This window comes from Lichenicoccus roseus (genome assembly GCF_005844085.1).
Lineage (GTDB): Bacteria > Pseudomonadota > Alphaproteobacteria > Acetobacterales > Acetobacteraceae > Lichenicoccus > Lichenicoccus roseus.
On the sequence record NZ_VCDI01000001.1, the window covers coordinates 672,807 to 686,018 of the forward strand.

Consider the following 13,212-nt stretch of genomic DNA (forward strand, 5'->3'; position numbering starts at 1 on the left):
CAGGGCGCACCGATCGGTAACAGCCGCCTGCTGTTGCCGGAATGTCGCGATCCCGACAGCGAGTTACACCGGGTGCGTAACCATCTTGCCCGGATCGGCCTCGACGAGGTCGCGCGAGCGCAGCAGCGCCGTGGTGCTCGGCGGCCGGCCGCGGAATCCGACATACAGCGTCATCGGATCCTCGGTGTCGCCGGCGCTCAGCACCCTGTGCAGCCGGGCCGCGATCGCCGGATCGAATGGGTCGCCGGCCTCCTTGAAAGCCTCGAAACCGTCCGCGTCGAGCACCTCGGACCACATGTACGAGTAGTAGCCCGCTGCGTAGCCGCCGCCCGCGAACAGATGCTGGAAATGCGCCGGGCGGTGCCGGATGCCGATCTCCGCCGGCATGCCGATGCGGGCACAGAACTCGCGCTCGAACGCCTCGATGTCGATCGTCTCCGGGGCCGGGTGGGCGTGCAACTCCATGTCGATCAGCGCGGCGGCGGTATACTCGATGGTGCCGAAGCCCTGGTTGAAGCCACGTGCCGCCAGCAGCCGCGTGACGAGCGCCTCCGGGATCGGCTCGCCAGTGGCGTGGTGCCGGGCATAGGTCTGCAGCGTCTCGGGCAGCGAGAACCAGTGCTCGTAGACCTGCGACGGAAACTCCACGAAATCGCGGCGCACCGAGGTGCCCGACTGGCCGGGATAGCGCACCTGGCTCAGCAGTCCGTGCAGCGCATGGCCGAATTCGTGGAACAGCGTGCGGCCGTCATCGAAGCTGAGCAGCGTCGGGTCCGACTTCGCGAAGTTGTTGTTGTTGACGATGATCGGCGAGACTGCGCCGTCGAGCCGTTCCTGGTCGCGGTAGCTGCTCATCCAGGCGCCGGAGCGCTTGTCGGCGCGCGCATGGTGATCGGCCAGGAACAGCGCGACATGCTCGCCGTTGCGCGTCACCTCGTAGGCCCGCACGTCAGGATGATAGACCGGCACCTCGGGACGGTGCTCGAAGGCGAGGCCGAACAGCCGGCCCGCGGTATCGAAGGCGGCCTGCTGCATGTTCTCCAGCAGGAAGTACGGCTTCATTTCGGCCTCGTCGAGCGCGTAGTCCGCGCGGCGAACGCGCTCGGCGTAGTGGCGCCAGTCCCAGGCGGCGAGGGTGTCGTTGAAGCCCTCCTCGCGGGCCACCGCCAGCAGCCGGTCGCGCTCGGCGGCCGCCTTGCGCCGGGCCGGCTCCCATACTTCGGCGAGCAGGCCTGCCACCGCGTCAGGCGTGCCGGCCATGGTGTCGGCAAGGCCGTATTCGGCATAGCTCGCATATCCCAGCAGTTGCGCGCGTTCGCGACGCAGGCCAAGGATTTCCGGGATCAGCGGACGGTTGTCGTGCGGGCCGTCATGCATGCCGCGCGCGATCCAGGCCTGGTAGGCCACCTGCCGCAGGTCGCGCCGGGCCGAGAAGGTCAGGAACGGCTCGATCAGCGAGCGGGACAGCGTGACCACATGACCCATCACGCCACGCTCGGCAGCGGTGCGCGCGGCGCTCTGAACGAGGAACTCCGGCAGGCCGTCGAGGTCCGCCTCGCCCAGTTCGAGCTGCCAGCTCTTCTCGTCATGCAGCACGTTCTGGCCGAACTGCGTGTGCAGCACCGCGAGACGCTCCGAGATCGCCGTCATCCGGGCGCGGCCGGCCTCGTCGAGGGCCGCGCCGCTGCGCACGAAGCCGAGATGCACACGGTCGAGCAGCCGGCGCTGGTCGATGTCGAGACCGAGATCGTCCCGCGCGGCATGCAGCGCGGAGACACGGGCGAACAGCGCCGGGTCGAGCGAAACCTTCATGCCGTGCTGCGCAAGGCGCGGCGACATCACCACGTCGACCGCCTCCAGCGCGGCTCCGCCCAGGCTGACCACCAGGTTCGAGAACACCATGCCGATGCGATCGAGGTCGCGGCCGCTGCGCTGCATCGCCTCGATGGTGTTGGCGAAGCCCGGCGCCTCCGGGTTGGCGCCGATGGCGGCGATCTCGGCGAGATGCGTCCGCATCGCCTGCGCGAAGGCCGGTTCGAAATGTTCCGGACGGATGCGGTCGAACGGCGGGGAGCCGAACGGCGTGGTCCAGGTCTCAAGGAGAGGATTGGCGTCGATCGGGGAGCTGTCGGTCATGGCGGAAATCGGCGCAGATGCGGGGGCCCCGGTCAAGATCGCCCACGTGCGGCGACCGGACGCAGCTCGGCCTCCACCGCCTCGTAGAGTGCCTCCGCAGCCGGCGAGAGCGGCCGTTCCGCCAGCCGGATCAGCCCGAAGGTGTCGATCGCGATGCGCCCGGCACCGGGGACCGCCGGCAGCATCCGGAACCGGCCGCCCGGCCTGGTGAACACTTCGGCGGCCGCCCGGCTGAGCGCGGTCACGGCGTCGATGCGGTCGATCAGCGAAAGGCTCATCATGACACCCTCGGTATTCAGCACCTCACGGGGCGGTGCCAGATGGGCGGCGCGGAACAGGCCCTCGATGCGCCGGCGCAGCAGGGTGCCGGGCGGCTGCAGCACCCAGGGCTGCAGGGCGAGCGCCGCCAGGTCGGGTGGCGGCCCGCTCAGCATCGGGTGCGACGCGCGAACGAACAGACCGATCTCCTCGTCGGCCATTTCGCGATATTCCAGCGCGCTGGCATCGATGCCGGGCGGGATCCGGGCAACCGCGAAGTCCAGCCGCCCTTCCAGCAGCCGCGCCACCAGCGGTCCGCTGGTCTCGACCTGGACGCTGATCGACATGCCGGGCCTGGTCCGCCGGACCCGCTCGATGGCGCGCACCACCGGACCGGACGCGGGACCGCTGACCGCACCGACCGAGACCTGCCCGGCGGCGCCGGCACGCGTCGCGGCCAGCTCGCGGGCGGCGCCCTCCAATTCGATCAGCACCGAGCGGGCGCGACGGATCAGGATCTCGCCGAACAGGTTCGGCTCCATGCCGCGGGGCAGCCGTTCGAACAGAGGCGTCGAGACCATGCTCTCGATCTCGGCGATCAGCTTGGAGGCGGCCGGCTGGGTCATCGCCAGGGCCGCGGCGGCGCGGGCCAGATTGCGATGATCGTCCAGCGCGGCCAGCAGCTGCAGATGACGCAGCTTCAACCGGGCCCGGATGAACCAGTCCATCGGCAACGGGCCGTGGTCGCCCGAACCCGGCATCAATTCGGCATATCCATGTAGATATCATTTGTCGCACAAATCGGATTGGACGTATATCGGCGCCACGCCTACGGTTCGCCGCGTTCATTCTGGCATCAGACCAGAGCCCAGCCCGTGAGGGCACAGGAGGAAACATGCAGATCACCAAGCGTCAGCTCGCGAAGCTGGGCCTCGCCGGCGCCGCCGCGTCTCTCGTCGGCAAGGCCGGGCTCGGCAGCGCGTACGCCGCCGATGCGCCGCTCAAGATCGGCTTCATCGTCAAGATGCCGGAGCAGGCCTGGTTCATCAACGAGCAGACGGCCTCGGCCGCCTGGGGTGGCCAGCATGACGTGACCGTCGTCAAGCTCGCAGGCTCCGACGGCGAGATGGTGATGACCGCCATCGACAACCTGTCCGCGCAGGGTGCCAAAGGCTTCGTGATCTGCCCGCCGGACGTGAAGCTCGGGCCGGCGATCTATGCCCGTGCCACCGCGCAGAACATGAAGGTGGTCACCGTCGACGACCGCTTCCTCGGCCCGGATGGCCAGCCGATGGCCGACGTGCCGCATCTCGGCATGTCCGGCTACAAGATCGGCCAGCAGGTCGGCGAGGCGCTTGCCGCCGAGATGAAGCATCGCGGCTGGAGCCCGGCCGACGTCGCCGCCTGCCGCATCACCGATGCCGAGCTGCCGACCGCGCGCGAGCGCGTGCAGGGCGCGACCGACGCGCTGCTGAAGGCCGGCTTCATGCAGGCCAACATCTTCGACGCGCCGCAGCGCACCACCGATACCGAAGGCGGCTCGACCGCCGCCTCGCCGGTCTTCGCGCGGCACGGCAACTTCAAGAAGTGGCTGATCTACGCGTTGAACGAGGAGACCGTGCTCGGCGGCGTGCGCGCCAGCGAGGCGTTCCACCTGCCGGCCGAGAACGTCATCGGCATCGGCATCAACGGCACCGGCGCCGCGTTCGCCGAGTTCAGCAAGCCGCAGCAGACCGGCTTCTTCGGCACCGTGGGCGTGTCGAGCTTCCTGCACGGGCGCCAGAGCACCATCAACCTGGTGAACTGGATCCGCACCGGCACCCGGCCGCCGGCCAACACCGAGACCACCGGCGTGCTGATGACGCACGACAACTGGCAGGCGGTGAAGGCCAAGCTGGAGGCATGAGCGCTTCGCTCCCGGCGAGCGCGGGCGAGCACGCGGCAGGTCCGCAGAAGGGACTGGCGCACGAGGCGGAAGCCTTCCTGCGGTTCCGCGGCATCACCGTCGAGTTCCCGGGCGTCAAGGCGCTCAAGGGTGTCGACCTCTCGGTGCATCGCGGCTCCGTGCATGCGCTGATGGGCGAGAACGGCGCCGGCAAGTCCACCCTGCTCAAGGTTCTGAGCGGGGTGAACACGCCATCGTCGGGCACCGTGGAGGTCGGCGGCCAGCAGCTGCAGTTCCGCAACACCGCCTCGGCGATCGAGGCCGGCATCGCGGTGATCTACCAGGAACTGCACCTGGTGCCCGAGCTGTCGGTCGCCGAGAACCTGATGCTCGGCCAGCTGCCGCGTCGCGCCGGCTTCGTCGACCGCGCCCGGCTGCGCGAGCGAGCGATGGGCGTGCTGCGTGACCTCGGCGAGGATATCGGCCCGGACACGCTGGTCTCGCGGCTCTCCATCGGCCAGCGGCAGATGGTCGAGATCGGCAAGGCGCTGCTGCGCGACGCACGGGTGATCGCCTTCGACGAGCCGACCAGCTCGCTGTCGGTTCGCGAGACCGTCAACCTCAAGCGCATCGTGCACCGGCTGCGCGACGACGGCCGCGCCATCATCTACGTGACCCACCGCATGGCCGAGGTGTTCGAGCTGTGCGACGCGGTAACCGTCTTCCGGGACGGCGCCTGCATCGCTTCGCATGCCGACATGGCGGGCGTCACCAACGACCAGATCGTGGCCGAGATGGTCGGCCGCTCGATCGAGGACATCTACGGCTACCGCACCCGCGAGCCGGGCGCGGTGCTGATGCAGGCACAGGGCCTGGTCGGTCCCGGCGTGGTCGAGCCCGTAAGCTTCGAGGTGCGCCGGGGCGAGATCCTCGGCTTCTTCGGCCTGGTCGGCGCCGGACGCACCGAGCTGATGCGCCTGCTGTGCGGCAGCGTGATGCCGACCGGCGGCACGGTCACCATCGACGGCAAGCGCCTGCCCCCGGGCTCCACCCGCGAGGCGATCCGCCAGGGCGTGGCGCTGTGCCCGGAGGACCGCAAGGCTGAAGGCATCTTCCCGATCGCGGGCGTCGGCGAGAACGTCAACGTCAGCCTGCGCCGGCGGATCGCGCGCGGCGGCATCTTCGTCAACCGCGCCGTCGAGGCGCGCAACACCGCCGACATCATCCAGCGCCTTAACGTGCGCACGCGGGACGGCAACACGCCGATCGCGACGCTGTCCGGCGGCAACCAGCAGAAGGTGATCCTGGGCCGCTGGCTGTCGGAGAACATCGAGCTGCTGGTGCTGGACGAGCCCACCCGCGGCATCGATGTCGGCGCGCGCGCGCAGATCTATGGGATCCTCTACGACCTCGCCGACACCGGCAAGGGCGTCATCGTGGTGTCGTCCGACCTGGCCGAGGTGATGTCGGTCTGCGACCGCGTCATCGTCATGCGCGAGGGCCGCATGGTGGGGTCGGTGCCGCGCCGCGAGATCACCGCCGAGCGGCTGCTGCAGATGGCGCTTCCACAATAACAACGCCGACTTCCGAGAGAAACACTGCCATGTCCCAGGCGACCTTGAACGCCAGCCCGCCCCCGGCGGGGAGTACGGCACAGCCCAACCGGGGCGCCGGCATGGTGCGCCGCGCGATGAGCCAGTCGGGCATCGTGCTGGTGTTCCTGATCCTGTTCGCGGTGCTCGCCGCCTCGGTGCCGGACTTCCTCACCCCGGGCAACATCACCGGCCTGCTGCTGTCGGTGACGCTGACCGGCACGCTCGCGTCCACCATGATGATGGTGCTGGCGCTCGGCGAGGTGGATCTGTCGATCGCCTCCACCGTCGCCTTCTCGGGCGTGGTGGCGTCGGTGGCCACCGACGCGCTCGGCCTGCCTCTCGGCATCCTGGCCGGGATCCTGGCAGGCGGCGCGGTGGGGCTGTGCAACGGCATCGTCGTCGCCAAGGCCGGGGTGAACTCGCTGATCGCGACGCTGGCGGCGATGGAGATCGTCCGCGGGTTGGCATACATCACCTCGCACGGCGACGCGGTGATGATCGCCTCGCCCGGCTTCTTCCGGCTGGCCAGCGCCGCGATGTTCGGCCTGACCGCGCCGATCTGGATCATGGCGGCGATGTTCGTGATCTTCGGGGTGATCCTGAACCGTACCGTGTTCGGACGCGACGTGCTCGCCACCGGCGGCAACACCGAGGCCGCCCGCCTCGCCGGCCTGAACGTGGACCGCATCAAGATCACCGTGTTCACCCTGCAGGGCCTGGTCGCCGGCTTCTGCGGCGTGCTGCTGTCGTCCCGCATGGGCCTCGGCGATCCCAAGACCTCGATCGGCCTGGAACTCGCGGTGATCTCGGCCTGCGTGCTGGGCGGGGTGTCGCTCACCGGCGGCATCGCCAGCATCTCGGGCGTCATCGTCGGCGTGCTGATCATGGGCTGCGTGCAGGACGCGATGGGCCTGCTCAACGTGCCGACCTTCTACCAGTACCTGGTACGCGGCGGCATCCTGCTGCTGGCGGTGCTGTTCGACCGCTGGAAGAACGGCCGGCGCCCCGGCCTGAAGCGATAGTCCGGAGCGGCGGGGCAAGCCATCGGACGTGGCAGATTCGTTACAATATTCGAACTTTTGACGGGCAATTGACATAGGCTCCCTTGCAACCGCGGGGGTCGCTGGTCAGTAGTTCTTCCCGATGACGAGCGACCTACAAGAACGCGGCGTATCAGGCGCCTGGTGGCGCAAGCCCGAGGCCGGTGGCGACGTCCCCGCGCGTATCCTGGGCTCGATCCAGGCCGGCAACGCGTTCACCGTGGTCACCGGCACCGCGGGCGTCGCATCCGACCTGGTCCTCGCCACGGTCGATCGCCTGCACGCCGCCCACATCGAGACCACCACCATCGAGGCGCCGCTCCCCAGCCTCGCCACGCTGACCCGCGCCATCAGCACCGCCTTGTCGGTGGTGGTGGATGTCGAGCGGCCTCTGGTGGTCATCGTGCGCGGCGCAGATGCTCTCGAGCCGGACGCAATGCTCCGGCTGCCTGCCCTGGCGGGACTGCGGCGCAGCGGCAGTCAGGTGCTCTGCTTCCTGCTGATCGGCAGGCCCTCGATCTGGAACGGCCTCGGCAGCATCGGCCTTGCCGCCCTGGAGCAGGACGAGGTCGCGCATATCCGCGTCGCGGCTCCCGCGATGTTTGCCGAACGCGACGAGGAACCGGCCGATGTTCCGGGCTTCCGCGAGGGGCCGCAGCCCGTCATCCGGGTGCGGCCCGATGATCCGGACGAAGACGCCGCCACGCCTTTCGCCATCGCGGCGGATACCCGGCGACGGCGGCCGCGCCTGCGCCTGCTGGCAATCGGCGGTGGCGTCGTGGGCCTCGCGCTTGCCGTGATGGTCTGGGCGAGCTTGAGGGACAGGCCGACGTCCCTGCCGCCTGCCAGGACGCCCCCTCCGGTGGTAGCCAGCCTGCGCCCGTTGCCCGATCTGTCGCCGATCGCCACGACGCCACCGACCGGGCCGATGCCGCCGGCCCTCGCCCTTCCGGACGAGCCGACGCCCGCCGCCACACCGGCCCCGCTGCCAGCGCCGGCTTCCCCGGTGGCGGCCACGCCGCAGCCAGCCGCTCCCTTCGTTGCGGCGCCTCCGGCCGCCCCGATACTCCCCGCCGTGCCGCCGCCTCCCGCACCCTCACCGCCTGCTCCCCAGGCGTCGTCGGCTCCCCCGGCCACGCCCACCGCCCGGGTTGGAACGCCACCTCCCGCGGCGCCTGCCGCAGTGACCACGACCCCGCCGCAACCCACGGCATCTCTGGAAGCCGTTCGTCCGGCCCCGCCGATGCCGCAGCGACTGGCCCTGCCGGATGCCGGCGCGCTGCACGTCATCCTGCGCTACGGCCAGGCCAGCGAGGCATCGCGCCTGCGGGCAATGCAGATGGCGGACCTCCTGCGCAACGCCGGCGCCGCCGTCGATGGACCGTCGGCTATCGCGTCGGGTCCGGCCCATACCACCATCGGCTACTTCTTCAATGCGGACCGCGCCGCCGCCGACCGCCTGGCGCATCGTCTGCCGGCGCACTTCATCCATGTCCGTACGCCGGTGGATCCTGCGGCGGGGACGATGATGCGTCCGGGCGAACTGATCATAACGGTCGGTCCGGACGATCCGGCAGCGCACCCCCGTCCCGATCCGGGTTCCCCGGATTGACCCTCTGCCGTCCACGAAGCGCCCCCGGCAAGCGGGCGGCAGGACAAGCTTGACCCACAGGAGAACACGATGAGCCGGCGTATGATTTCTCTCTCGATGCGGCAGGCCATGCCGATCCTGGTGCTCGCTGGCCTGGGCGCCTGCGCGCAGACCCAGCCGCCCGCCCCGGTCGCGACCAGCGCGCCGCCGCCGCCGTCGCCGCCAGCCGTGGTAGCGGACACCGCCGCCAAGCCGAAGGCGCCGGACTCGCTGGATTTCTACTTCGCGCCCGGCAGCACCAAGCTGCGCGCAGAGGACGTCGCGCTGCTGGACAAGGCATCGCGCCTGTATCGCGACGGCAATCCCATCGTCATGGTCGTCGCCGGATCCAGCGACACCGTCGGTTCGCCGGAATCCAACCTGAAGCTGTCGCAGGCCCGCGCCGATGCCGTGCTGCAGGGGCTGGTCGCCCGCGGTATCCCGGTCGGCCGGTTCCAGGTGCTGGCGAAGGGGGTCACCGACCTTCCGGTGCAGACCGGCGAAGGTGTCGCCAACCAGGAGAACCGCCGGGTCGACCTGACCTGGCGCTGATCGGCACCAGGAAGAAGGCGATGTCGATCGCGGGGCGGCTCCCGGCAGGAGCCGCAATCGCGGGGCTTGGCCTGGCCTTCGCCCTTGCCGGCACCGGCCTTGTCGGCACGGCGCACGCCGGTCGCCGCTCTGATGCGATCGCAGCCTACGACCATGGCGACTACGGGAGCGCGAGGACGCGCTTCCTGTCGCTCGCCCGCACCGGCGATGCCGACGCCGCCTACCGGCTGGGCATCATGTCGGATCTCGGACAAGGGGTGCCGGAGGACGCGACGGAGGCATTTCGCTGGTATCGGCGCGCGGCGGTGACAGGCTACGCACCGGCGGAGTTCAACGTCGCCGTGATGCTCGACAGCCATCGCGGGGTGCCGCACGACGCTGCCCAGGCGGCGGAATGGTATGCCCGCGCGGCAACGCACGGCAATCATCGCGCGCAATACAACCTCGGCCTGCTCTACAGCAGCGGCGAGGGCGTGCCCAGGAACAGGCCGGTGGCGCAGGCCTGGTTCCGGCTCGCCGAGAGCGGCGGGATCCCGGCGGCGGCCGAGCATATCGAGGCGGCCGGCACGCGACCGGAGACCAGGGGCGTCGCAAGCGGCAGGCTGCATGCGGTGACGCCGGTGGCGCCCAAGGCGGACACGGCGCTGTCACGCCGCGAGGTGGAGATCGTCTGGACAGCGCCGGCGCAGACGGTGCCGGTGCGCTTCTTCCTGCAAGTGGCGCATGGCGGCAGTGACCACGGCGAGATCTACGCCGACTACGTCGACAGCACCGCCGCCCTGGTCCGCCTGCCGGCCGGAGGCGGCGCCTATGCGTGGCGGGTCTATACCGTGTCGCCAACTACAGCCGACTACAGCATCGGCGCCTGGATCCCGTTCACGGTGCGGCCGCGCTGACATAGCGTCGGGTCGTCTTATGCCGGTCAACGGGAAACACTCTATCATGGGTCCCCCGCAAGCCTCGCCTGGCCGCAACGGATCTGTCCGCCATGAGCTCTGCCGACCTCCTGCCCCCCCGCCACGACCTGGCGAGTGCGCTGCTCGCCACCGAGGCACGGCTCGGCGCGCACAACTACAAGCCGCTGGACGTGGTACTGACGCGCGGCCTCGGCGTGTGGGTGTGGGATGTCGACGGCACCCGCTACCTCGACTGCCTGTCGGCCTATTCGGCGGTCAACCAGGGGCATTGCCACCCGCGCATCCTGGCCGCGCTGACCGAGCAGGCCGGCCGTCTGACGCTGACCTCCCGCGCCTTCCATAACGACCAGCTGGCGCCGTTCTACGAGGAGCTCTGCGCGCTTACCGGCTCGCACAAGGTGCTGCCGATGAACTCCGGCGCCGAGGCGGTGGAGAGCGCACTCAAGGTGGCGCGCAAATGGGCCTACCAGGTGAAGGGCGTTGCCGCCGACGAGGCGGAGATCATCGTCTGCGACGGCAACTTCCACGGCCGCACGCTGTCGGTGATCTCGTTCAGCACCGACGATGCCTCGCGGCATGGCTTCGGGCCATTCACGCCGGGCTTCAAGGTGATCCCCTACGGCGACGCCGGGGCGCTGGAGCGGGCGATCACGCCGAACACCGCGGCCTTCCTGGTCGAGCCGATCCAGGGCGAGGCCGGGGTGGTGATCCCGCCCGCCGGCTTCCTGCGCCGGGCGCGCGACCTGTGCACCCAGCACGACGTGCTGCTGATCCTCGACGAGATCCAGACCGGGCTGGGGCGCACCGGTGCGCTGCTGGCCGAGGAGCACGAGGGCATCGAGGCGGACCTGACGCTGATCGGCAAGGCGCTGTCGGGTGGCTTCTATCCGGTCTCGGCGGTGCTGTCGCACGAGGCGGCGCTGGGGGTACTGAAACCCGGCGAGCACGGCTCGACGTTCGGCGGCAACCCGCTCGCCTGCGCGGTGGCGCGGATGGCGCTGCGCGTGCTGGTCGAGGAGGACATGATCGGCAACTCGGCGCGCATGGGCGATCGCCTGCTGCGCGGACTGCGCGAGAGCTGCGGCGATGTCGCGCGCGAGGTACGCGGGCGCGGGCTGATGATCGCGCTCGAGCTGGAGCCGGATCGCGGCGGCGCACGGCGCTTCTGCGAGGCGCTGCGCCGTAGGGGCGTGCTGTGCAAGGAGACGCATACGCACACCATCCGGATCGCGCCGCCGCTGGTGATCGAGGCGGACCAGGTGGACTGGCTGGTCGAGCAGTTCGCGGCGGCACTTCGGATGGGATGAGGTAGAGGATCAAACCTCGGATGCCCGCCTGCTCATCGGCGAGTTTGATCTCGCCACATGAGGTTCCCGAGGAAATTCTCCAGCCCTGGGCCGTCGGCTAGCGGAATGCGTCCATGCGCAACGGGAGCTTCTCGCCAAGCCAGGCCGCGTGCGTCGTATGGTCCGCCGGGTCGTCGCCGGTTTCCGGGTGCAGCAGGATGTCCAGCCCGTCGCGGTTGAGCAGCAGCCAGGGCACCAGGGTGGCGAACAGCGTGACCGGGAACGCGATCTGGAACATCGCCTTCGTATGCGGCCCGACCGGCACCGCGTGCCAGCGGCCGAGCCGGGCAACCGGAAACGCCTCCGCAACGTGCTCGCGGAGTTGGGCGGCGGCAGGCTCGGTCACGCCGGGTTCGTAGTAGATGTGGGCGTGGTAGTCCCTGATCGTCTCGACCGAGGCGGTCATCCCGCGCGATCCACCAGCGAGGAGGCGCGGCCGATATAGTCGGATGGCGTCACCGCCGACAGGCGCTGCTTCTCGCTCTCGTCGAGGTCGGAGCCGGCGATGAAGGCGAGATAGCTCTCGCGCGTCAACGTCGTGCCACGGGTGAGCTGCTTCATCTGGTCGTACGGGTCGTCGCCGCCGGCCTTGCGCATCACCGTCTGCACGCCCTCGCCGAGGACCTCCCAGGCGCTGTCGAGAACTTTCGCGATCAGCGCGGCGTCCAGCTCCAGCTTGCCGAGGCCACGCAGCAGCGCCGCCAGCGCCACCGAGCCATAGCCGATGGCGGTGCCGATGGTGCGCAGCGTCGAGCTGTCGCTGAGGTCGCGCTGCAGGCGGGACACCGGCAACTTGGTCGAGAGATGCTGCAGCGATGCGTTGGCGAGACCGAAGTTCGCCTCCGCGTTCTCGAAGTCGATCGGGTTCACCTTGTGCGGCATGGTCGAGGAGCCGACCTCGCCCGCCACCAGGCGCTGCCTGAAATAGCCGATGCTGATATACAGCCACGCGTCGACGCAGAGATCGGTGCAGATCGTGTGCACGCGCTGCATGACGTGGAACGCTTCCGCCATGAAGTCGTGCGGCTCGATCTGCGTGGTCAGCGGGTTGTGCACCAGCCCGAAACTCTCGACGAACTCGCGCGAGCGCGCCTCCCAGTCCACGTCCGGATAGGCCAGTACGTGTGCGCTGAAGGTGCCGGTGGCGCCATTGATCTTGGCGAGATATTCGAGCCCCGCCACGGCGCGCAACTGGCGCTGCAGCCGGTAGGCGAACACCGCGATCTCCTTGCCCAAAGTCGACGGCGTCGCCGCCTGCCCGTGCGTGCGCGTCAGCATGGCGACGTCGCGCCACTGCACCGCCATGCCGGCGAGCCTCTCCTGCACCGCCTGCACCTGCGGTTGCCAGACCTCGCGCACCGCGTCGCGCAGCATCAGGGCGTAGGCGATGTTGTTGATGTCCTCGGAGGTGCAGGCGAAATGCACGAACTCGCGGTGCTGCTGCAGGGGCGTGCCGTCGAGCTGCTCCTTCACGAAATACTCGACCGCCTTCATGTCGTGGTTGGTGCGGCGCTCGATCTCCTTGATGCGGGCGAACGCGCCGGCGTCGAAGCTCTCGTACAGCGCGCGCAGCCGGGATGCCGTCGCCGCGTCCGCCGGCGGCAGTTGCGCGATGGCCTCGATGCCGGCCAGGAACAGGAACCACTCCACCTCGACGCGCACCCGGTTGCGCATCAGCGCGAACTCCGAGATCCGCTCCGCGAGTGGCCGGGTCGCCGAGCGGTAGCGGCCGTCGAGGGACGTGAGCGCGGTGGCGGCGAACTCGTCCTGTGCCGTCGCGTCCTGCACCGTCGATTTCACCATGACCCTGGCCCTCCTGTGCGCCGGGCGCAGCAGTAGCGCATCGCCGGCAG

Annotated in this window: 11 protein-coding genes; 7 read left to right on the forward strand and 4 right to left on the reverse strand. The window is 69.7% G+C overall.

The features are described 5' to 3' along the window. Positions 1-63: 63 nt before the first annotated feature. Positions 64-2,136 carry a M3 family metallopeptidase gene (locus tag FE263_RS02980; protein ID WP_138324441.1) on the reverse strand — a complete coding sequence of 691 codons (2,073 nt, stop codon included), beginning with the start codon at positions 2,134-2,136 and terminating at the stop codon, positions 64-66. 32 nt (positions 2,137-2,168) lie between these two features. Then, entirely contained in the window at positions 2,169-3,155 is a 987-nt protein-coding gene (locus FE263_RS02985; RefSeq protein ID WP_240758956.1) for a LysR substrate-binding domain-containing protein, read from the reverse strand. A 134-nt stretch (positions 3,156-3,289) separates the two neighbouring features. Here FE263_RS02985 and FE263_RS02990 point away from each other — a divergent pair, with 134 nt between their 5' ends. The 7 genes from FE263_RS02990 (at position 3,290) to rocD (ending at position 11,320) form a co-directional block, all read left to right on the forward strand. Beyond that, entirely contained in the window at positions 3,290-4,300 is a 1,011-nt protein-coding gene (locus FE263_RS02990) for a substrate-binding domain-containing protein (protein ID WP_138324442.1), read from the forward strand. Continuing rightward, positions 4,297-5,853 (forward strand): L-arabinose ABC transporter ATP-binding protein AraG, encoded by a 1,557-nt coding sequence (gene araG / locus FE263_RS02995; protein ID WP_138324443.1) that lies wholly within the window; start codon positions 4,297-4,299, stop codon positions 5,851-5,853. The genes FE263_RS02990 and araG overlap by 4 nt, the downstream gene beginning before the upstream one ends. A 29-nt stretch (positions 5,854-5,882) precedes the next feature. After that, the gene (gene araH / locus FE263_RS03000; RefSeq protein ID WP_138324444.1) at positions 5,883-6,896 is read left to right on the forward strand and encodes an L-arabinose ABC transporter permease AraH; all 1,014 of its coding nucleotides are present in this window, start codon (positions 5,883-5,885) and stop codon (positions 6,894-6,896) included. Between the two features lie 121 nt (positions 6,897-7,017). Next, positions 7,018-8,526 (forward strand): hypothetical protein, encoded by a 1,509-nt coding sequence (locus FE263_RS03005; protein WP_138324445.1) that lies wholly within the window; start codon positions 7,018-7,020, stop codon positions 8,524-8,526. 69 nt (positions 8,527-8,595) lie between these two features. Next, on the forward strand, positions 8,596-9,096 hold the full coding sequence (locus tag FE263_RS03010) for an OmpA family protein (RefSeq protein ID WP_138324446.1): 501 nt from the start codon (positions 8,596-8,598) through the stop codon (positions 9,094-9,096). Positions 9,097-9,116: 20 nt separating this feature from the next. Then, positions 9,117-9,992, forward strand: coding sequence for a tetratricopeptide repeat protein (locus FE263_RS03015; protein ID WP_138324447.1), 876 nt, complete (start codon positions 9,117-9,119; stop codon positions 9,990-9,992). A gap of 92 nt (positions 9,993-10,084) precedes the next feature. Further along, complete coding sequence (rocD, locus tag FE263_RS03020; RefSeq protein WP_138324448.1) at positions 10,085-11,320, forward strand: ornithine--oxo-acid transaminase; 1,236 nt, start codon at positions 10,085-10,087, stop codon at positions 11,318-11,320. Between the two features lie 97 nt (positions 11,321-11,417). Here rocD and FE263_RS03025 read toward each other — a convergent pair whose 3' ends face one another. After that, positions 11,418-11,765 (reverse strand): DOPA 4,5-dioxygenase family protein, encoded by a 348-nt coding sequence (locus FE263_RS03025; RefSeq protein ID WP_138324449.1) that lies wholly within the window; start codon positions 11,763-11,765, stop codon positions 11,418-11,420. Further along, entirely contained in the window at positions 11,762-13,162 is a 1,401-nt protein-coding gene (gene purB, locus FE263_RS03030) for an adenylosuccinate lyase (protein WP_138324450.1), read from the reverse strand. Before purB ends, FE263_RS03025 begins: the two co-directional genes overlap by 4 nt. Between the last annotated feature and the right edge of the window lie 50 nt (positions 13,163-13,212).

Excerpts from the sequence above, each read along its gene's own strand:
- FE263_RS02980 (WP_138324441.1), bottom strand. The coding sequence starts at position 2,136 with ATGACCGACAGCTCCCCGATCGACGCCAATCCTCTCCTTGAGACCTGG.
- FE263_RS02985 (WP_240758956.1), bottom strand. The coding sequence starts at position 3,155 with ATGCCGGGTTCGGGCGACCACGGCCCGTTGCCGATGGACTGGTTCATC.
- FE263_RS02990 (WP_138324442.1), top strand. The coding sequence starts at position 3,290 with ATGCAGATCACCAAGCGTCAGCTCGCGAAGCTGGGCCTCGCCGGCGCC.
- araG (WP_138324443.1), top strand. The coding sequence starts at position 4,297 with ATGAGCGCTTCGCTCCCGGCGAGCGCGGGCGAGCACGCGGCAGGTCCG.
- araH (WP_138324444.1), top strand. The coding sequence starts at position 5,883 with ATGTCCCAGGCGACCTTGAACGCCAGCCCGCCCCCGGCGGGGAGTACG.
- FE263_RS03005 (WP_138324445.1), top strand. The coding sequence starts at position 7,018 with ATGACGAGCGACCTACAAGAACGCGGCGTATCAGGCGCCTGGTGGCGC.
- FE263_RS03010 (WP_138324446.1), top strand. The coding sequence starts at position 8,596 with ATGAGCCGGCGTATGATTTCTCTCTCGATGCGGCAGGCCATGCCGATC.
- FE263_RS03015 (WP_138324447.1), top strand. The coding sequence starts at position 9,117 with ATGTCGATCGCGGGGCGGCTCCCGGCAGGAGCCGCAATCGCGGGGCTT.
- rocD (WP_138324448.1), top strand. The coding sequence starts at position 10,085 with ATGAGCTCTGCCGACCTCCTGCCCCCCCGCCACGACCTGGCGAGTGCG.
- FE263_RS03025 (WP_138324449.1), bottom strand. The coding sequence starts at position 11,765 with ATGACCGCCTCGGTCGAGACGATCAGGGACTACCACGCCCACATCTAC.
- purB (WP_138324450.1), bottom strand. The coding sequence starts at position 13,162 with ATGGTGAAATCGACGGTGCAGGACGCGACGGCACAGGACGAGTTCGCC.